Raw genomic sequence first — 18,500 nt, 5'->3', positions numbered from 1 at the left:
AAGCGATTATGGTATACATAGCAAGGAGGTGACGACATATGGCCGAGGTTCTCTCACAGAGTGAGATTGATGCGCTGTTGGCCGCCCTATCTTCGGGCGAAATGGATGCCAACGAGCTGAAAAAGGAAGAAACTGAGCGTAAAGTCAAAGTATATGATTTCAAACGCGCCCTGCGATTCTCAAAAGATCAGATCCGTGGTTTAACGCGAATCCATGAAAACTACGCGAGGCTGTTGACTACGTATTTTTCAGCTCAGCTCCGTACCTTCGTGCAAATTACGGTTGCCTCCGTCGATCAATTGCCGTATGACGAATTTATACGTTCTATTCCCAAGATGACCATCTTGAACATCTTTGAAGCTCCTCCGCTGGAAGGACGAATGGTTTTGGAAGTAAATCCAAACATCGCCTATACTATGCTGGATCGACTTCTGGGAGGACAGGGGGCGATTCCAGAAAAGATGGGCGCCCTTACGGAAATTGAAACAACGGTGATGGAACGCGTATTCGGCAAAGCGCTGGATACTTTCCACGAGGCATGGAAGCAAATCATTGAGCTAGATCCGTACCAGGAAGGTTTGGAGATGAATCCACAGTTCATGCAGATCGTCTCACCTAACGAGATTGTCGTGGTAATCTCCTTTAGTACCAAAATTGGCGATACAACAGGAATGATCAATCTCTGTTTGCCTCACGTGGTACTGGAGCCAATCATGACAAAGCTGTCTGGACAATACTGGTTCTCCAAACAAAAGAAAACGCGGGATGAAGAAGAGCGTCTGCGTGTAGAAGAGCGAGTAAAAGTTGCAAAATTGCCGATTGTTGCTGAAATGGGGACAGCTACGATTACAGTAGGAGATTTCCTGCAGCTGCAAAAAGGTGATGTCATTCAATTAGATCAATCAATCGACAACAAGTTGAAAATTAAAGTGGGCGACCACTTAAAGTTCTTGGGTCAGCCAGGAACACTTAAAGGAAGGGTCGCCGTACAGATTGATGAAGTCATAGAGGAGGGGGAGGAACAAAATGAGTAGAGATATGCTTTCTCAAGACGAGATTGACGCGCTGTTACGTGCGAACAACTTGGTTGAGGACGAAGAGGAAGCTGTGTCGGCAGTGACCCAGGATGTTGCCGATTTTCTGTCCCCGTTTGAACAAGATGCACTCGGAGAAATTGGTAATATCTCCTTTGGGAGCGCAGCTACCGCGTTATCTACTTTGTTAAGTCAAAAAGTAGATATTACTACCCCTACTGTTTCCGTAGTCAATGTCGATGAATTGGAAAGCGAATTTCCGATTCCTCACGTGGCCGTCCACGTGGAATATACAGACGGTTTCAAAGGAATTAACCTGCTAGTCATTCGCATGGAAGATGCTGCAGTTATCGCGGATCTGATGATGGGCGGAGACGGCAGACCAGCGAGCACTGAAATGTCTGAGCTTCATATCAGCGCGGTTCAGGAAGCAATGAATCAGATGATGGGTTCCGCTGCTACGTCCATGTCGACGATTTTCAACCAGTTCATTAATATTACGCCACCTGGCATCGATGTAATGGATCTGGCGCAAGGAAAGGGTGGAGACAGCTTCTCTGATGATGACAGTCCTCTGGTGAAAGTATCTTTCCGCTTAAAGGTAGGAGAGCAAGGCGAACTTATCGATTCCAATATTATGCAGCTTCTCCCGCTTTCCTTTGCGAAAAAGATGATTGATAGATTGGTTGGAGGTTCAGAGGATGAAGCAGCAGTGGCCGCCCTCATAGATGAGATAGAGATGCCTTCTCTGCCTGCTATGAGTCTGTCGGCTCCTTCTATCCAATCAAGTGCGCCGGAGCAACCACAGAGCCACGTACCGCCTGTAGCGCCGCCACAACAGCAACAGCCGGTGTATCAGCAACCACCGGGTTACGCACAGCCAATGGGCTACCCAGGACAGCCGCCGATGTATCCTGACGCGTATGGACAACCAATGATGCCACCAGGCTACGCTCCGTACCCAGGTATGTATCAGCAGCCTCCAATGGCTCCGCCAACACCACAGCATTTCGGAGGTCTTGCAGCTAGTCAGGCGAATGTAGTACCAGCACAATTTGCTCCGCTTGGAGGTGCTCCTATGTATACAGGAGACATACAGAACTTAAACCTGCTTCACGATATTCCATTGCAAGTAACAGTTGAGTTAGGTCGTACGAAAAAGCTTATTAGAGAAATCCTTGACTTGTCCGCTGGATCGATTATACAGTTGGACAAGCTGGCAGGTGAGCATGTAGATATTTTGGTGAACAACAAATTAATTGCCAAGGGCGAGGTTGTCGTCATTGATGAGAACTTTGGGGTTCGTGTTACAGACATCATCAGTCAGATAGATCGTGTTCAAAAATTACAATAATCCAATCAAGAGGGAAGCATTAGGGAGGAGCTATTCATGTCTAACAAAGTTTTAATCGTAGACGATGCAGCATTCATGCGTATGATGATCAAGGAAATTCTTTCGAAAAACGGGTACAGCGTCGTAGGGGAAGCAAGTGACGGTGCACAAGCAGTTGAAAAGTATAAAGAATTGGGACCTGATCTCGTAACCATGGATATTACCATGCCAGAGATGGATGGAATTTCTGCATTGAAAGAAATTAAAAAATTGGATCCTAACGCGCGTGTGATCATGTGCTCCGCGATGGGTCAACAAGCGATGGTAATCGATGCGATCCAGGCGGGCGCAAAAGACTTCATCGTAAAACCATTCCAGGCGGATCGCGTTCTGGAAGCGATCAAAAAGACAATGAGCTAATGATGATGATCCGGAATGCAGGGGCAAGACTCATTTTAGCCTTCAGTCTGATCCTGTTGCTTTTCGTCTCCTCCCTGCCGAGTACCGCTTTTGCGGAAGGTTCAGTAGCGGATGCGTACAACCAGGGAAAAGTGCCAACTAGCAATGCGCCCGCCGGCAGTGAACAGCCGGCGGCCATTCCGGGCAGCGGAACAGGAAGTATGATCGGGTATCTAGTTCAAGTCATCTTTTCGCTTGGCTTTATTGCAGTATTGATCTTTTTATTGCTCCGTTTTCTTGGTCGACGTCAAGGGGCTCAAAGTCATGGACCAATTAAAGTGATTAGCGCTACTGCGTTAGGCAACGGCAAAACACTTCAGGTTGTTATGATCGGCGAGTCATTGTACATCGTGGGCGTGGGAGAAAACGTTCAATTGCTTCGTAGGATCGAACCGGGTGAAGAGGTAGATCTGATCTTGGCTGACGCAGAGATCAAACCAATGAAAAGCCCATTCTCGCTAGAGTGGCTCCCGTTCGGTAAGAAAAAGCAGGCAGAAGAAGAAATCTTGTTTTCTTCTGATATGGACGGTAAAAGCTTTCAAGATCTGTTGCAGGGTCAATGGAACGACTTGAAAAATCGTCCAAACCAAACAGAACATTGGAAGAAAGAGCAAGCTCAGGACAGAGGGGACCAAAAATGAAATATTTTTTGCAGGTGCTGATGCTTGTCGCAGTGTTGCTATCCGTACCTGATATGGTCATGGCGGCGCCAGCGGGGACACCGCTTGTTCCGAGCATTGATTTGAAGATAGGCGGCGGAACTGGAACACCGCAGGAGACATCGACGGCCATTCAGCTGTTACTGATTTTGACAGTACTATCTGTAGCTCCAGCGATTTTGCTTTTAATGACCAGTTTTGCGCGAATTATGATTGTCTTGTCTTTTGTACGAAATGCATTGGCAACTCAACAAATGCCACCGAATCAGGTATTGATTGCCCTTGCGTTGTTTATGACATTTTTCATTATGGCTCCGACACTCGGACAAGTAAACGAAACAGCCGTGCAGCCATTTATGCAAGGCAAGCTAACGCAACAGCAGGCACTTAACGCAGCAGTCATACCCTTTAAGGAATTTATGGCAAAGCAGACGCGTGAAAAAGATTTAGCACTTTTTCTGGAATACACAAAAGCCGAACGACCAAAATCGATCCAAGATATTCCTTTGAATGCACTGGTACCTGCTTTTGCCATTAGTGAATTGAAGACGGCTTTTCAGATCGGTTTTATGATATTCATTCCTTTTCTCGTAATTGATATGATCGTCTCCAGTATTTTGATGGGGATGGGGATGATGATGTTACCGCCGGTTATGATCTCATTGCCGTTTAAGATTTTATTGTTCATCATGGTGGACGGCTGGTATCTCATTGTGAGATCACTTTTGACCAGTTTTTAGCGACATTCCGAATGCCTCAGGAGGTAGAGCATGACACAAGAATTACTTATGCAAATCGCCCAAAGCTCTGTTTATACCATCCTGCTCATTTCGGCACCCGCACTTGGGGTCGCCTTACTGGTCGGTTTGATGGTCAGTGTCTTTCAGGCAACGACACAAATTCAGGAGCAGACACTCGCTTTCATTCCAAAGATCGTGGCCGTATTTGTCGTGATCTTGGCTGCTGGTCCATGGATGCTTCGGGTACTGCTTGATTTTACGATGGGGATCTTCGGTAACCTTCATCGTTTTGTTGGGTAGCATATGAATCTTTTTCTGATGTATCTGCCCGTATTCTTGCTTGTTTTTGTCCGAATGAGTGCCTTTTTTGTAACGGCTCCGTTCTTTTCCATTCGTGGTGTACCGAATCAGTTTAAAATCGGTCTTGCATTTGTCATGGCCGTCATCAGTTTTCAATCCTTGCCGGTGCAAGGCGAGATTCCGATGGATTTGACATTTATTCTGTATGTCATGAAGGAAGCGCTTGTTGGTGTCATTCTTGGTTACATATGTGAAATGATGTTTATCGCTATTCAGGTTGCCGGCGGACTGATGGACATGCAGATGGGTCTTGCAATGGCAAACGTGATTGACCCCAAAACGGGTACATATATCCCGGTGACAGGTAACTTCAAAAACATTCTGGCTGTCCTGTACTTTTTCAGTATTGACGGGCATCACATGCTGATACAAGGTGTGATAAGCAGTTACCAGGTTATACCGGTGGACATCATGTGGGCGGCTTTCGGAAGCGAAAACGTCATGATGACAGCAGTAAAAACATTTCAAACGATGTTTGTGAGTGCATTTATGATTGCGGCGCCTATCGTCGTTGCATTGTTTCTGGTTGATCTCTCTCTTGGTATTATCGCCAAATCTGTCCCGCAGTTTAATATCTTTGTGGTGGGCTTGCCCATTAAACTGCTTGCGGGTTTTTTACTGCTTATCGTGGTGATGCCTGCGTTCTTGCTGACCCTGAACGGATTGTTTGGGAACATGTTCCGGGCACTTGCAGAAATGATGAAATCGCTCGGAGGATCACCATGAATCAATTGAGGCTTTCTTATCAAGTAGATCTTCAATTTTTTAATGGGGAAAAGACAGAAAAAGCTACGCCCAAGAAAAAGCAAGACGCACGAAAAAAAGGGCAAGTCGCGAAAAGTCAGGATCTTTCCCCAGCCCTATCTTTGACAGCATTTTTCTTTCTGTTAATGATGCTTGGCTCTACCATGCTAGGCACATTTCAAGATTTGATGCGGGAGTCATTGATTACATACACCACGTGGCAAGTAAATGAAGAAAATTTAAAAGTCATCGTGATGCAGCTCGTATTTGAAGCGATAAAAATTGTAGGACCTATTCTGGGCTTGAGTTTTCTTGTCGCATTTGCGGTGAACTACATGCAGGTAGGCTGGCTAATTAGTACGGAACCCCTCCAAATGAAACTGGAAAAGATCGATCCGATTAAAGGGGCAAAACGAATTTTTTCCTTACGCTCGCTCGTAGAGCTACTGAAATCTTTATTGAAAATAAGCGCAGGCATATATGTCGCGTACGTCATTCTATGGAATGCAAAGGAACAAGTTGTACAGCTTTCCTTATTGTCTCTCGGAGCAGTCCTATCGTTTACTGCCGAAGAGGTGACAAAGCTGGGAATCTATCTCGGGTTATTGCTTTTCATTCTCGCGATTCTGGACTACGCCTATCAGCGTTATGAGCATGAAAAGAATCTGCGGATGTCCAAGCAGGATCTCAAGGACGAGCATAAGCAAGCGGAAGGTGATCCGCTTATCAAAGGGAAGATTCGTGAACGGCAAAGAAGTATGGCCATTCGCCGTATGATGCAGGAGCTTCCCAAAGCGGATGTCATTATTACGAACCCGACTCACTTTGCTGTTGCCGTTCGCTATGACGCAAGTGCGATGAGTGCACCGACGGTAATCGCCAAAGGGCAAGACTATCTAGCATTAAAAATAAGGGAAGTAGCGAAAAAGCATCGTATCGTTACCATGGAAAACAAGCCCTTGGCCCGGGCTCTCTATAGTCAAGTTGAAGTTGGGCAACAAATTCCCGAAGAGATGTTTAAAGCGGTCGCGGAAGTTCTCGCGTACGTCTACAAGCTGCAAGGGAAAGTGAAATAAATGGAAGGAGGATAACCAGTGGGATTCAAATTTAAAGAAGTTGGTACGATCCTTTTTGTCATAAGCATTGTTGTCATGATGGTAATCCCACTTCCTTCAGCGCTACTTGATTTGCTGTTGATTTTGAATATCTCCCTTGCATTGACCATCTTGCTTGTGTCGATGTATACAAAAGAAACTTTGGAATTCTCGATCTTTCCGACGGTTTTGCTTATTACAACACTTTTTCGACTAGCCTTGAACGTGTCGACGACGAGAAATATTTTATCGCATGGTGAAGGCGGTAAAGTTATTGAAACGTTCGGTAGCTTTGTAGTCGGTGGTAATCAAGTCGTCGGTTTCGTCGTGTTTCTGATCTTGATCATCATTCAGTTTATCGTAATCACGAAAGGTTCTGAGCGTGTAGCTGAGGTAGCAGCACGTTTTACGCTCGACGCGATGCCTGGTAAACAGATGAGTATCGACGCCGATCTGAATGCAGGGATGATCACAGAAGCAGATGCACGTGTCCGAAGAAAAAAGATTGAGAACGAAGCTGACTTTTATGGAGCAATGGATGGTGCCAGCAAATTCGTAAAAGGGGACGCCATCGCGGGTATTATCATTTTTATCGTAAATATTATTGGTGGTTTTATCATCGGGATGCTCATTCACGATATGAGCTTTGCAGAATCTGCCTCTCGATTCACTACCATGTCTGTCGGTGACGCACTGGTGAGCCAGATTCCAGCGCTCTTAATCTCGACCGCAGCGGGTATTATTGTAACGCGTTCTACTTCTGGTGAAGGTCTTGGTGAAGACATCGTCAAGCAAATGTTCAGCTTTCCGCGTCTTCTCTATATCGTAGCCGGATGCATGTTATTGCTGGGACTCTTTACACCGATTGGAATTCTGCCTGTACTTCCGGTATGCGGGATAATGGGATTTGCTGCTTGGAAAATGGAGAAGAACCAAAAGATGCAAATCCAAGAATCCGCCGACCAGGTGGAAGAGCAGCAATTGGAAGAAGTACGCAGTCCAGAAAGCGTCGTGAACCTGTTACAGGTCGATCCGATCGAATTCGAGTTCGGTTATGGCTTAATCCCGCTTGCCGATGTGAAGCAGGGAGGAGATTTGTTAGATCGGGTCATTATGATTCGAAGACAAATCGCACTCGAGATGGGGATCGTTGTACCGGTCATTCGTATACGTGACAACATCCAGCTTCGACCGAATGAATATATGATTAAAATAAAAGGCAACCAGGTCGCAAAAGGGGAAATCATGCTGGATCACTATCTGGCGATGAGCCCGGGGATCGAAGATGATTCTATTGTTGGTATAGAAACCGTAGAACCTGCGTTTGGATTGCCTGCATTATGGGTAACAGAAGAGAATAAGGAGATTGCTGAGCTTTCCGGCTATACAGTTGTCGATCCGCCATCTGTTGTGGCTACACACTTGACAGAGGTCATCAAGCGACATGCCCACGAATTGTTAGGTCGCCAGGAAACAAGGGCCTTGATCGACAATGTACGGGAGACAGCACCAGTTCTCGTAGACGAGCTGATTCCAAGTATGCTCGCCATTGGGGACGTACAAAAAGTATTGCAAAAGCTGTTGCGTGAAAAAGTGTCTGTTCGAAATCTCAACGTCATCCTTGAAGCACTTGCGGATCAAGCCTTGTATACAAAAGATCCAGATGTACTGACAGAATATGTGAGACAGGCGATGGCGCGACAGATCACACTCCAATTTACGGAGCCAGGACAACCACTTCGCGTGCTTACAGCTGGAGCAGGATTGGAAAAAGCAATCTCTGAACGTGTGGAACAGTCTGAGCAAGGAAGCTATCTGGCGATGGATCCGGAAACGTCTCAGCGAATATTCCAAAACATGTCGACTGAAGTGAGCAAAATGATCAACTCGGGTCAACAGCCGATCATTCTTTCATCACCAGCGGTCCGAATGTACTTGCGTCAATTAGTAGATCGCATGATGCCAGACGTTCCCGTTTTGTCGTACAGCGAGCTCGAACCACATGTTGAAGTGCAAAGCGTAGGGATGGTGAACATTTCGTGAGGGTAAAACGTTACATTGTCGATTCGATGCCAGAAGCAATGGGAAAAATCAGGACGGACTTAGGAATGGATGCTGTGATTCTTAATTCCAAGCCGATAAAAACAGGTGGATTGTTCGGGATGTTTGGCAAACAACGAATCGAAGTAATCGCTGCTGTCGATGAAAAGGCATCCGAGCGAGAAAATCCAACAGTAGCAGCTGAACATCGAACCAACAACGTTTTGCCCAAATCGCAGACGGGTACGTACACCGCTGCTCAAGCGTATCGAAGACCGACTGTGACAAAAACATCGGAGAATCAACAAGTTGAATCAACAGGTAGGGAGCAGGTCGTAGCCGCGTTGACACAAACCGCGGTTGCGACGCCTCCAAAAGAAGAGATCCCAGATACGAGAACTGTGCAAAAGCAAGGAGAGTCAACTGAGCAGCATGCTCCTGCCATGACAACCCAAGAAAGAGCTTTACCCGCAAGTAATCATGACGCGATTGCCACTGAAATGCGAGATATGCGTCAAATGTTTCAAAAGCTGTTGGTGCATGACTTAAGTGAACAACTTCCTCCAGAGATACAGTCTATTCGTGCAAAGTTACTGAAACAAGAAGTGACTGAAGAGCTAACAGCGGAAATCATTCGAAAAGTAATGGAAATGTCGCAACCGGGTGAAAAGTGGACGGAGGAAGAAGCATTTGCTGTATGCCGAACGATTATCACTTCGATGATTGAGCCATATACAGCATCTTCGCCAAAGCTGGGTAAGAACGTACGGTATGCTTTCTTTTTCGGTCCGACAGGGGTTGGAAAAACAACGACCATTGCGAAGCTTGCGGCGAACAGCATGTTGAAGGAAAAACGAAAAATCGGCTTTATTACGGCTGATACGTATCGAATGGCAGCAGTAGAACAATTGAAGACGTACGCAAACATTTTGAATGTCCCGCTGGAGGTTGTCTTTTCTCCGAAAGAAATGGCGGCAGCGATGGAACGCTTAAGTGATTGTGACCTCATTTTTGTCGATACGGCTGGACGAAATTTTCGCAACGATGAATACGTGGAAGGCATTCGTGAATTGTTGGAGCATGGAAAAGACAGCGTGAACTATCTAGTACTTAGCTTGAGCTCCAAATTCAACGATATGAAAGCGATCGTCCAAAATTTTGCGGAAGTTCAAGTGAAGCAAGTCATTTTTACAAAAGCGGATGAAACGAACAGCTTTGGCACGATGTTGAATGTTTGTCAGGAGATGAATCTACAGCTCTCCTATGTAACGACAGGTCAAAATGTACCAGATGATATCGTTGTAGCTACACCCGAGCTGGTTTCAACGATGATTATGGGAGAGTAAACAGATGCGTGACCAAGCAGAGCAACTCCGTGAGCGGATGCTACAAAACAAGAAGACACGACCAACTAGACTGGTGACAGTGACGAGTGGAAAAGGTGGTGTCGGCAAGTCCAATTTCAGCTTGAATTTTGGGCTTGGTTTGATTGAGAAGGGTCATAAGGCGGTTTTGTTTGACTTGGATCTGGGTCTGGCAAATCTGGATGTATTAATGGGAATTACACCAAAAAAGCATCTGTTTCATTTGTTAGAGCCAGATACGACTGTTTGGGACATTATCGAGCATGGGCCAGGAGGCTTAGAATTTATCGCGGGTGGTTCTGGATTTACACAGATTATGCAATTAGATGATCACAAGCTTGATCGCTTATTCTCTCATCTGGACCCGCTGCAAGGCTATGCCGACACAATCATTTTTGATACGGGAGCAGGTTTTTCAAAAGAATCCATGCGATTCATGCTCTCCTCAGACGAGGTCATCCTCGTTACCACCCCCGAACCACCAGCGATAACGGATGCATATGCAGTCATCAAGATGCTACACGCACGTAACCCCGCTGTCTCCATTCGATTGGTGATAAACCGAGCGTCGTCGGAGAGAGAAGGGAAAATGACGGCGGACAAGCTTGCGATGGTTTCCAAACGCTTTTTGAATCTGGATATTCAGTCGCTTGGATATGTTTCGGATGATCCTTATGTTTCAAAAGCTGTTAAAATGCAGCGTCCTTTTCTACTTACATATCCACAATCGCAAGCCGCGAGAAGCATACGAAATCTGGTAGAACGGTATTTGGATCGTCCGGCTACTTCAGATGCTTCTGTCAGTGGTCTCAATGGATTTCTTGCGAAGTTGAGGCACTTCATACGATGAGACATAAAAGTAGGAAGGGAGCGACATTCGAATGAGCAAAATCCGCGTTCTCGTCACGGACGATTCTGCATTCATGCGTAAAGTAATTTCGGACATTTTATCAACGGATCCTGAGATTGAAGTGATTGATCGAGCTAAGAATGGACTCGAATGTATTGAAAAATGTAAAGAACTGGCGCCGGATGTTCTAACTCTCGACATTGAAATGCCGGTTATGAACGGTTTGGACGCTTTGGAAAAGCTGATGAATGAATGCCCGGTTCCTATCGTCATGTTGAGCAGCCTGACAAAAGAAGGGGCCGAAGCTACGATTCATGCGTTGGAGCTAGGCGCGTTTGACTTTGTAACGAAGCCGTCTGGTCCAATTTCTCTCGACATCCACAAAGTGGGCGATCGTCTTATCGAGCGCGTGAAGGCTGCGGCAGCATCGAAAGTACGTTTGAGAAAGCAGATCCCTCGCGTAGTCAAACCGGTATCTTCCGAATCAAAAGCTGCACCGACATCTCCAGCAATACGTACGAAAATACCGAGCCCGCCTGCCGTGATACGGTCACAAGTGGGCGGAAAGGCAAGACTGGTGGTTTTAGGTACATCTACGGGTGGTCCTAAAGCATTGCAGAGTGTACTCACTGCAATTCCGGCGAATTTTCCGGCACCAATTGCCATCGTTCAGCATATGCCAGCAGGTTTCACGAAATCGTTAGCAAATCGGCTAGACTCGTTATGCCAAATTCGAGTAACCGAGGTTGTCGATGGCGAGTATTTGGAAAATGGTACAGCTTACATCGCTCCAGGAGGCTTCCATTTCGAAGTTCGTCAAGTAAATGGGAGACTTCAGGCCTATTTACATCAAGAGGAGCCACGAGGCGGTCACAGACCGTCTGTCGATATCCTGTTTGAATCAGTCAGTCAATTGACAAACGTAGACAAATGGGCAATCATCATGACAGGCATGGGAAATGATGGGACTAAAGGGCTAAAGCGTATGAAGGAGCTTGGCGCTGTCACAAGTATTATCGAAGATGAGTCGAGTTGTGTCGTATACGGAATGCCACGAGCAGCGATTCAAGCAGGCTTGGCAGACAACGTGGCCCCATTAGAAAAGATTCCAGAGCTGTTGTGCAAGCTCTTGCACTGATTTTTGGGAGGTGGATCACCTATGGATATGAATCAGTATTTGGACATGTTTATTGAGGAGTCAAAGGAACACCTACAGGCAATCAACGCCAACTTGTTACTCTTGGAAAGTGATCCGGGTAATATTGGCCACGTCAAAGAGATTTTTCGTTCCGCTCATACATTGAAGGGTATGTCGGCGACCATGGGCTTTGAAGACATGGCGAGTTTGACTCACGAAGCGGAGAATGTACTTGACCTGATTCGCAATCAGAAGTTAACGATTACCAGTGATATCATGGACGCTATTTTTCAGAGCGTAGATTTGATTGAAGGCATGGTCATCGATATCACAGAGGGTGGAGACGGTTCAGCGGATGTATCCGCTATTGTAAAGAAGCTGCGGGCGATTGTAGCTGGAGATTTTTCAGCCGAGCAGGAAGTAGCAGCTGCTACGATGGTAGTGGAAGCACCGCAAGAGGAAAGTACACCAGCTGAAGAGCACGAGCTGGACGATTATGCAATGATGGTCTTGAAGCAGTCTCAGGAGCTCGGAAATAACGTTTTGTGGATCAAAGTGACATTGAATGAAAACTGCTTGCTCAAGGCTGCTCGCTCTTACATGGTTTTTGATCAATTGGAATCCATGGGTGAAGTGATCAAAACGAAGCCAGCTGTTGAAGATATCGAGAATGAACGATTTGAACAATCGTTTGAAATCGCCTATGTGACGGAGCAATCGATTGAAAAAGTACGAACTACGATTCTTAACATTTCGGAAATCCAAGATGTGACAATCGAAACGATTCAATTGAAGAGTGAAGCTCCACCTGCTCCCGTAGTGCAACAGACGCCAGCGCCAGCTGAAAAAGGAGCAGCAGAAGCTCCTCAAGCACCTGTGAAGAAGGCAACGGCTGGTGGAAAAACAATTCGTGTGGATATCGAACGCTTGGATATCTTGATGAATCTGTTTAGCGAATTAGTCATTGACCGCGGTCGTTTGGAGCAGTTGGCACGCGAGATCGGAAAGAATGAACTGCAAGAAACCGTGGAGCACATGAGTCGGATTAGTGGCGATTTGCAAAACATCATTCTGACCATGCGGATGGTTCCGGTGGAGCAAGTATTCAATCGTTTCCCACGTATGATTCGCGATCTGCAAAAAGATCTGAATAAAAAAGTGAATCTGGAGATTATCGGTGCGGAGACAGAATTGGACCGTACTGTCATCGACGAAATCGGGGACCCACTCAATCACTTGCTGCGTAACTCGCTTGACCACGGAATTGAGTCTCCAGCAGATCGGAAAAAGGCGGGTAAGCCAGAGGAAGGAAAAATCGAGCTCCGCGCTTTCCACAGTGGGAACCATGTATTTATTGAAGTAAAAGATGACGGTGCTGGAATCAATAAAGATAAAGTTCTCAAAAAAGCGCTTGAGAGAGGGATTGTCAATCCTGCTACTGCAGATAGCATGAGCGACAAGCAAATCCACGAGTTGCTTTTTGCAGCAGGCTTTAGTACAGCGGAGGTTGTATCTGATATTTCCGGTCGTGGTGTTGGACTGGATGTCGTTAAGTCCAAAATTGAATCGTTGGGTGGCAGTGTCAGCGTAGATTCTGTGCGCGGTCAGGGCACGATTTTCCTCATTCAATTGCCGCTTACGCTCTCTATCATTTCCGCGATGCTGGTACAAGTGAAAGATGAGAAGTACGCTGTCCCACTCAGCTCCATCATTGAGACGGCTGTATTTAAAAAAGATCAAATCATGATGGCTCACCGCCAAAAAGTGATCGACTTCCGGGGACGTGTAGTTCCGCTCGTTTCGCTGCAGGACATTTTCCAAGTGCCTGATAATGGGGAAACGATGGAAGATGAAGTGGCAGTCGTCATCGTACGTAAAGGTGAGAAAATGGCAGGCCTTGTCGTCGATTCGTTCATCGGTCAACAAGAGATTGTTCTAAAATCTCTCGGCAAATATCTGGTCAATGTATTTGCTATTTCAGGTGCAACGATCTTGGGAGACGGACAGGTCGCGCTCATCATAGATTGTAACTCGCTGATTAAGTAGAAGGAGGGGCAGCCGCATGCTCGATCAAAAAGAAGTCATTAGCGAAGTCAAAGTGATTGTCTTTCGATTGAAGGACGAAGAGTATGGCGTAGAGGTTCATCAGGTCAGATCCATTGAAAAGCTGGAGCATATCACAAGAGTTCCGCGAACGCCTAGTTTCGTCAAAGGGGTTATTAATCTGCGTGGCGTTGTGACACCGATTATTGACCTACGCAATCGCTTTAGTCTCGAAGAAAGCGTCTATTCCGAAGCAACTCGAATCATTATCGTGGCCGTAGGTGAATTGGAAGTGGGTCTCATTGTAGATGCTGCTAACGATGTTATCGATATACCAGTTGATGCGATTGAACCGCCTCCAGAGGTTGTTGGAGGAGTGGAAGCCGCTTATTTGCGAGGTGTCGCTAAGCTGGATAAACGACTGTTAATCCTCTTAAATCTCGATAAAGTATTGAGCACTGAGGAAATCAAGCAGTTGGACGCAATTGAGGGGTAAGTAAAATGGGCGATTTTACGAAGTTTGGAGATTTCCAATTTGACGTTTTACGGGAAATCGGGAACATCGGTGCTGGTCACGCTGCCACGGCTCTCTCCAAGCTCATACAAAAAGAAATCGATATGAAAGTTCCACAAGTCAAGATTATCCCTTTCGACGAAGTCGCAGATTGTGTAGGAGGAGCGGAAACTGTAGTAGTGACCGTCTTCCTCCGCGTTGAAGGCGATTGTCCAGGGAACATGTTTTTCATCCTTGATTTGGATTCTGCCAAGCACCTACTCGAACAAATTACAGGAATTAATAAAGATGTGTACGAGTGGGAAGAGCTGGAGATTTCAGCGCTGCATGAGATTGGCAACATCTTAACAGGCTCTTATCTATCATCGTTAGCTGATTTTACACAATTAAATTTACAACCGTCTGTACCTGCACTCGCTGTGGATATGGCTGGAGCTATTCTAAGTTATGGATTAATAGCGTTGGGTCAAGCGGGTGACTTTGCCCTCACGATTGACACCGCTTTTTTCGAAGGCAATGAACAAGTAAAAGGGAACTTTTTCTTAATTCCTGATCCTGAATCGCTCCCAACACTATTTCGTTCATTAGGGGTTCCGTTCGATGGAGATTATTAAGATAGGGATGGCTGATCTTGGTGTGGCAAAGCCGCCGAGTAAGCTGCGTACTACCGGTTTAGGTTCTTGCGTAGGGGTAGTGCTCTACGATCATATCCATAAAATTGCAGGTATGGCACATGTTATGCTCCCTGAATCGTCTTTGGCTAAAAGCGGGGAGCTAACAATAGGCAAGTATGCGGATACAGCAATCCCCCATCTGATTCAGTTGATGGTGAAGGCTGGTGCTGAGACCAGACACACAGTTGCAAAATTGGCTGGCGGTGCACAAATGTTCGCATTTTTAGGGAATAATGACACCATGCGGATTGGGCCTCGGAATGTAGAGGCGTGCAAACTTGCATTGAAGGATGCTCATATAAAGATCGTGGCAGAAGATACAGGGGGAAACTGCGGTCGGACAATAGAGTTAGATGCCACAAACGGCATTCTTCAAATCAGGACCGTAAATCAAGGTGTGAAGGAAGTATAACAAATGTTAGGAACCATTTGGATTAATTTTGGATTAGGAATGCTCGCATTTCTTGTGACGCTGGGTACGGCTGTGGCGAGTAATGTCTGGCTCGTATCACTGGAGAGAGCAGGTATCGCATTTGTCCTATTCTTCCTCGCTGCATTTCCAATTCGTTGGCTGCTCGCAACGTTCATACAGTCATCTACTCCACCAATGGTTACGGACACGCTAGAGGGGACAGACTCTCCTCTAGCGGAAGGTGGGGTCGTACTGGAAATTGGACAACTATTAGAACAGGAAGATCAAACATTTGCACCACTCTCAATCAACAAGATGGAAAGGGTTCATCCTACTGAGGATCCAGCCACCGTTGCAGAGGTCGTTAGGCGCTTATCAGATGAGTAAAGGTTGGTGACTATTCGTGGCACGGCTAACCAGTCAAGAAAAAGCAAAAGAGTTCGATAAATGGGTCATGTGGAAACAAGAGGGAAGTCGCGAGGCGGAGGTTGACTTGGTCACGCGGTTTTTGCCACTGGTAGATAAGGTGGCAAATCGGTTGGCGATTAATTTGCCAGCAAATGTGGACAAGGATGACTTGATTAGTTATGGGCGCTTTGGACTATTGGACGCTTTGGCTAAATTCGATCATACCCGGGGTCTCCAATTTGAGACGTACGCCATGTGGAGGATTCGTGGTGCAATGATCGATGGACTACGCGAGAACGACTGGATCCCTCGTACTGTTCGAGACAAGGCCAAAAAAATCGAAGAAGCATACACCACCTTGGAACAGCAAATGCTGCGAATGCCAACCGATCAAGAAGTGTCTAATTATCTGGGAATAAGCAAAAAGGAGCTTCAACAGGTTTTCTTGGAAACCTCTCTTGCCAGCATGGTTTCTATCGATGAGGCAGTAGGGGATGAAGACGAACAAAAAACAGCAAGACATTCGTATATCATTGACGAGCTCACACCTCGCCCTGATAATGTGGCGGAAGTATCCAGCTTAAAAGAGGTTCTAGTAACGGTCATCGACAAATTGCCTGAAAAGGAACGATTGGTTGTCTCCTTGTTTTATTTTGAAGAAATGACCTTATCAGAAATTGCGGAAATCATGAGCTTGTCACCTTCAAGAATATCCCAGTTGCACTCCAAAGCTCTTTTCCGACTTCGTTCTGCGTTGTCCAGATGGAAATCGCAATTAATGTAAGGGGACATTACCCAAGCTTGAGAGGGGTAGAATGATGGAAGGAATCGGGAATTATAAAATAGAAGTAAAAATTTCAGCTGATAAATTGGAGGCTGAGGTACTTCTACGAGCGGACGAACAAGATATCGACGAAATTGTCGTCTTGGAAACAGATGTTTACAAAGCATTACAAACAAGCAATGTGAAGTATGGAATTCTCGATGATGTAGTCCAGAACTTGTGTACCTTACCCGCGAAGTATGCAAATGCGAGAGTAAAGGTTGCTCAGGGGATTGCACCTGTGGCCGGAACCGATGCGACTATCGAGTACCCCTATTTGGCATCTATTAATGAAGGGGAAGGTCCAAAAGAGCTAGAGGATGGTCGAGTTGATTTTTATAATGTGACGACAATCCCTAATGTGGCAAAAGGACAACTCTTGGCACGTAAAATATCAGCAAGCCAGGGACAACCAGGCACAGCAGTTACCGGAGAGCCCATCGCTCCCAAAGCCGGCAAGGAAATAAACATAAAGCCTGGGAAAAATGTTGTGCTCAATCAAGAGCGGACGATGCTATACGCCGCTATTGACGGACAAGTCTCCTTCACGGAACAGGCAAAAATGAACGTGTTTCCCGTATTTGAAGTAAACGGGGATGTCGATTTTGGTGTTGGCAATATTGATTTTGTGGGAACGGTGGTCATTCGCGGGAACGTATTGAATGGCTTTCGCGTAAAGTCATCCGGAGATATCCGTGTACTTGGAAGTGTAGAAGGGGCCGAGTTGTACGCGGAGGGCTCTATTGAAATCAAAAGCGGGATTGTTGCTCAGGACAAAGGCTGCATTGTTGCGGGGAAAGATGTTCGGACATCCTTTATCCAAAACGCCAATGTAACGGCTGGCAATCAAGTGATTGTTTCACAAAGCATCATGTTCTCAACCATACGAGCCGGAAAGCAAATCATCTGCAAAGGAGCAAAAGGCTTCATTATTGGTGGCGTGCTTCAAGCTGGGGAAAAGATTGTGGCACGAGTATTTGGGAACAGCAGCGCCACTCCTACGATACTCGAAGTAGGAGTAAAACCAGAATTAAGACAAGAATTGGCGAACATTCAAAAAGAACTACAAAATGTGTATGAAAATTTACGCAAAACAGATCAAGGCCTAGGCGTTATTAATCAGATCCTTCAAGTTAGCAAAGAACTTCCAGCAGACAAACGTCTCATGCAAATCAAGCTAACCAATACTCGTTTGGTTCTGGAAAAAGAAAGCAAGGAATTGGAAGCACGCAGAAATGATATTGAACTCGAGCTGAAAGGGGAAGGACCAGCAGCTATTGAGGCATATCATGTGATGTATCCAGGAATCAAAATGACGTTTGGAAAGCTGGTGCACTTTATCAAGCACGAGTATGCGAGAACGCGATTTATTGTGCTGGACGGTGAAATTAGCACAGCAACTCTCATCTAATCCAGGATGCTTACATACTTAGTGTGACAAAGGGAGTTGGGGCCATATGAGTTTGAAAGCGGTTGAATTGCAGGTGGCAATACCACGTACGCTAGAAGTCAGCCGAATTCAGGAGCATCAGCAACAACGAACCATGCATGAACAACAATCAATGATTGATCAGCGAAGAGACCTGGATGAACATATGCGCCAGCGCCCGAGCGATCTTGAGCAATCACAAAAGAACCAGATACGCGAACGAGAAAAAAAGCAAGGACAGCAAGAACATCAGGACAAAAAAGAATCCGCTGGAAGTCAATTGTCCGAATCGAGCGAAGGTGTATCTACGAATGCTGATCTCATGAGAGATCCATTGCGTGGACGTATTATAGATATTTCTTTATAAACGAAGTCAAGCCAG

At 45.9% G+C, this 18,500-nt stretch carries 20 protein-coding genes; all 20 read left to right on the top strand.

Going from position 1 to position 18,500, the window contains the following annotated elements; translation table 11 throughout:
* Positions 1 to 38: 38 nt before the first annotated feature.
* Genes fliM through HP398_RS04735 form a run of 20 tightly spaced genes read left to right on the top strand, consistent with a single transcriptional unit; the run spans position 39 to position 18,485 of the window.
* Positions 39 to 1,034 (top strand): flagellar motor switch protein FliM, encoded by a 996-nt coding sequence (gene fliM, locus HP398_RS04830; RefSeq protein ID WP_017249321.1) that lies wholly within the window; start codon positions 39 to 41, stop codon positions 1,032 to 1,034.
* The gene (gene fliY, locus HP398_RS04825; protein WP_173622008.1) at positions 1,027 to 2,388 is read left to right on the top strand and encodes a flagellar motor switch phosphatase FliY; all 1,362 of its coding nucleotides are present in this window, start codon (positions 1,027 to 1,029) and stop codon (positions 2,386 to 2,388) included. The genes fliM and fliY overlap by 8 nt, the downstream gene beginning before the upstream one ends.
* Positions 2,389 to 2,424: 36 nt before the next feature.
* Entirely contained in the window at positions 2,425 to 2,787 is a 363-nt protein-coding gene (locus HP398_RS04820; RefSeq protein WP_007719294.1) for a response regulator, read from the top strand.
* Positions 2,787 to 3,467, top strand: a complete 681-nt coding sequence (locus HP398_RS04815) for a flagellar biosynthetic protein FliO (RefSeq protein WP_017249319.1) — start codon at positions 2,787 to 2,789, stop codon at positions 3,465 to 3,467. Before HP398_RS04820 ends, HP398_RS04815 begins: the two co-directional genes overlap by 1 nt.
* On the top strand, positions 3,464 to 4,225 hold the full coding sequence (fliP, locus tag HP398_RS04810; protein ID WP_017249318.1) for a flagellar type III secretion system pore protein FliP: 762 nt from the start codon (positions 3,464 to 3,466) through the stop codon (positions 4,223 to 4,225). The genes HP398_RS04815 and fliP overlap by 4 nt, the downstream gene beginning before the upstream one ends.
* A gap of 30 nt (positions 4,226 to 4,255) precedes the next feature.
* Positions 4,256 to 4,525 carry a flagellar biosynthesis protein FliQ gene (gene fliQ / locus HP398_RS04805; RefSeq protein ID WP_007719290.1) on the top strand — a complete coding sequence of 90 codons (270 nt, stop codon included), beginning with the start codon at positions 4,256 to 4,258 and terminating at the stop codon, positions 4,523 to 4,525.
* Between the two features lie 3 nt (positions 4,526 to 4,528).
* Positions 4,529 to 5,311, top strand: a complete 783-nt coding sequence (gene fliR / locus HP398_RS04800) for a flagellar biosynthetic protein FliR (protein ID WP_069849267.1) — start codon at positions 4,529 to 4,531, stop codon at positions 5,309 to 5,311.
* Positions 5,308 to 6,405, top strand: a complete 1,098-nt coding sequence (gene flhB / locus HP398_RS04795) for a flagellar biosynthesis protein FlhB (RefSeq protein WP_017249316.1) — start codon at positions 5,308 to 5,310, stop codon at positions 6,403 to 6,405. Before fliR ends, flhB begins: the two co-directional genes overlap by 4 nt.
* Positions 6,406 to 6,423: 18 nt before the next feature.
* The gene (gene flhA / locus HP398_RS04790) at positions 6,424 to 8,466 is read left to right on the top strand and encodes a flagellar biosynthesis protein FlhA (RefSeq protein ID WP_017249315.1); all 2,043 of its coding nucleotides are present in this window, start codon (positions 6,424 to 6,426) and stop codon (positions 8,464 to 8,466) included.
* Positions 8,463 to 9,809, top strand: a complete 1,347-nt coding sequence (gene flhF, locus HP398_RS04785) for a flagellar biosynthesis GTPase FlhF (RefSeq protein WP_017249314.1) — start codon at positions 8,463 to 8,465, stop codon at positions 9,807 to 9,809. The genes flhA and flhF overlap by 4 nt, the downstream gene beginning before the upstream one ends.
* Before the next feature lie 4 nt (positions 9,810 to 9,813).
* Positions 9,814 to 10,677, top strand: a complete 864-nt coding sequence (locus HP398_RS04780) for a MinD/ParA family protein (RefSeq protein WP_173622007.1) — start codon at positions 9,814 to 9,816, stop codon at positions 10,675 to 10,677.
* A 31-nt stretch (positions 10,678 to 10,708) separates the two neighbouring features.
* Positions 10,709 to 11,815, top strand: coding sequence for a protein-glutamate methylesterase/protein-glutamine glutaminase (locus HP398_RS04775; protein ID WP_173622006.1), 1,107 nt, complete (start codon positions 10,709 to 10,711; stop codon positions 11,813 to 11,815).
* A 21-nt stretch (positions 11,816 to 11,836) separates the two neighbouring features.
* Positions 11,837 to 13,861: a chemotaxis protein CheA gene (locus tag HP398_RS04770; RefSeq protein WP_017249311.1), complete on the top strand. Its 2,025-nt coding sequence runs from the start codon at positions 11,837 to 11,839 to the stop codon at positions 13,859 to 13,861.
* 16 nt (positions 13,862 to 13,877) lie between these two features.
* On the top strand, positions 13,878 to 14,354 hold the full coding sequence (locus tag HP398_RS04765; protein WP_017249310.1) for a chemotaxis protein CheW: 477 nt from the start codon (positions 13,878 to 13,880) through the stop codon (positions 14,352 to 14,354).
* Between the two features lie 5 nt (positions 14,355 to 14,359).
* The gene (locus HP398_RS04760; protein ID WP_017249309.1) at positions 14,360 to 14,986 is read left to right on the top strand and encodes a chemotaxis protein CheC; all 627 of its coding nucleotides are present in this window, start codon (positions 14,360 to 14,362) and stop codon (positions 14,984 to 14,986) included.
* Positions 14,973 to 15,458, top strand: coding sequence for a chemotaxis protein CheD (locus HP398_RS04755; protein ID WP_007719270.1), 486 nt, complete (start codon positions 14,973 to 14,975; stop codon positions 15,456 to 15,458). The genes HP398_RS04760 and HP398_RS04755 overlap by 14 nt, the downstream gene beginning before the upstream one ends.
* 3 nt (positions 15,459 to 15,461) lie before the next feature.
* Positions 15,462 to 15,845, top strand: coding sequence for a hypothetical protein (locus HP398_RS04750; protein WP_173622005.1), 384 nt, complete (start codon positions 15,462 to 15,464; stop codon positions 15,843 to 15,845).
* Between the two features lie 16 nt (positions 15,846 to 15,861).
* On the top strand, positions 15,862 to 16,650 hold the full coding sequence (locus HP398_RS04745; RefSeq protein WP_017249307.1) for a FliA/WhiG family RNA polymerase sigma factor: 789 nt from the start codon (positions 15,862 to 15,864) through the stop codon (positions 16,648 to 16,650).
* Positions 16,651 to 16,681: 31 nt separating this feature from the next.
* The gene (locus HP398_RS04740) at positions 16,682 to 18,100 is read left to right on the top strand and encodes a flagellar assembly protein A (protein ID WP_017249306.1); all 1,419 of its coding nucleotides are present in this window, start codon (positions 16,682 to 16,684) and stop codon (positions 18,098 to 18,100) included.
* 46 nt (positions 18,101 to 18,146) lie between these two features.
* Complete coding sequence (locus tag HP398_RS04735) at positions 18,147 to 18,485, top strand: hypothetical protein (protein ID WP_017249305.1); 339 nt, start codon at positions 18,147 to 18,149, stop codon at positions 18,483 to 18,485.
* Positions 18,486 to 18,500: the final 15 nt, after the last annotated feature.

Source organism: Brevibacillus sp. HB1.4B (assembly GCF_013284285.1).
Classification (GTDB): domain Bacteria; phylum Bacillota; class Bacilli; order Brevibacillales; family Brevibacillaceae; genus Brevibacillus; species Brevibacillus porteri.
This window is presented reverse-complemented; position numbering and strand designations above follow the sequence as displayed.

Excerpts from the sequence above, each read along its gene's own strand:
- HP398_RS04815 (WP_017249319.1), top strand. The coding sequence starts at position 2,787 with ATGATGATGATCCGGAATGCAGGGGCAAGACTCATTTTAGCCTTCAGT.
- HP398_RS04755 (WP_007719270.1), top strand. The coding sequence starts at position 14,973 with ATGGAGATTATTAAGATAGGGATGGCTGATCTTGGTGTGGCAAAGCCG.
- flhB (WP_017249316.1), top strand. The coding sequence starts at position 5,308 with ATGAATCAATTGAGGCTTTCTTATCAAGTAGATCTTCAATTTTTTAAT.
- fliQ (WP_007719290.1), top strand. The coding sequence starts at position 4,256 with ATGACACAAGAATTACTTATGCAAATCGCCCAAAGCTCTGTTTATACC.
- HP398_RS04740 (WP_017249306.1), top strand. The coding sequence starts at position 16,682 with ATGATGGAAGGAATCGGGAATTATAAAATAGAAGTAAAAATTTCAGCT.
- fliY (WP_173622008.1), top strand. The coding sequence starts at position 1,027 with ATGAGTAGAGATATGCTTTCTCAAGACGAGATTGACGCGCTGTTACGT.
- fliP (WP_017249318.1), top strand. The coding sequence starts at position 3,464 with ATGAAATATTTTTTGCAGGTGCTGATGCTTGTCGCAGTGTTGCTATCC.
- HP398_RS04735 (WP_017249305.1), top strand. The coding sequence starts at position 18,147 with ATGAGTTTGAAAGCGGTTGAATTGCAGGTGGCAATACCACGTACGCTA.
- HP398_RS04750 (WP_173622005.1), top strand. The coding sequence starts at position 15,462 with ATGTTAGGAACCATTTGGATTAATTTTGGATTAGGAATGCTCGCATTT.
- HP398_RS04765 (WP_017249310.1), top strand. The coding sequence starts at position 13,878 with ATGCTCGATCAAAAAGAAGTCATTAGCGAAGTCAAAGTGATTGTCTTT.
- HP398_RS04760 (WP_017249309.1), top strand. The coding sequence starts at position 14,360 with ATGGGCGATTTTACGAAGTTTGGAGATTTCCAATTTGACGTTTTACGG.
- fliR (WP_069849267.1), top strand. The coding sequence starts at position 4,529 with ATGAATCTTTTTCTGATGTATCTGCCCGTATTCTTGCTTGTTTTTGTC.
- HP398_RS04770 (WP_017249311.1), top strand. The coding sequence starts at position 11,837 with ATGGATATGAATCAGTATTTGGACATGTTTATTGAGGAGTCAAAGGAA.
- HP398_RS04775 (WP_173622006.1), top strand. The coding sequence starts at position 10,709 with ATGAGCAAAATCCGCGTTCTCGTCACGGACGATTCTGCATTCATGCGT.
- fliM (WP_017249321.1), top strand. The coding sequence starts at position 39 with ATGGCCGAGGTTCTCTCACAGAGTGAGATTGATGCGCTGTTGGCCGCC.
- HP398_RS04780 (WP_173622007.1), top strand. The coding sequence starts at position 9,814 with ATGCGTGACCAAGCAGAGCAACTCCGTGAGCGGATGCTACAAAACAAG.
- HP398_RS04820 (WP_007719294.1), top strand. The coding sequence starts at position 2,425 with ATGTCTAACAAAGTTTTAATCGTAGACGATGCAGCATTCATGCGTATG.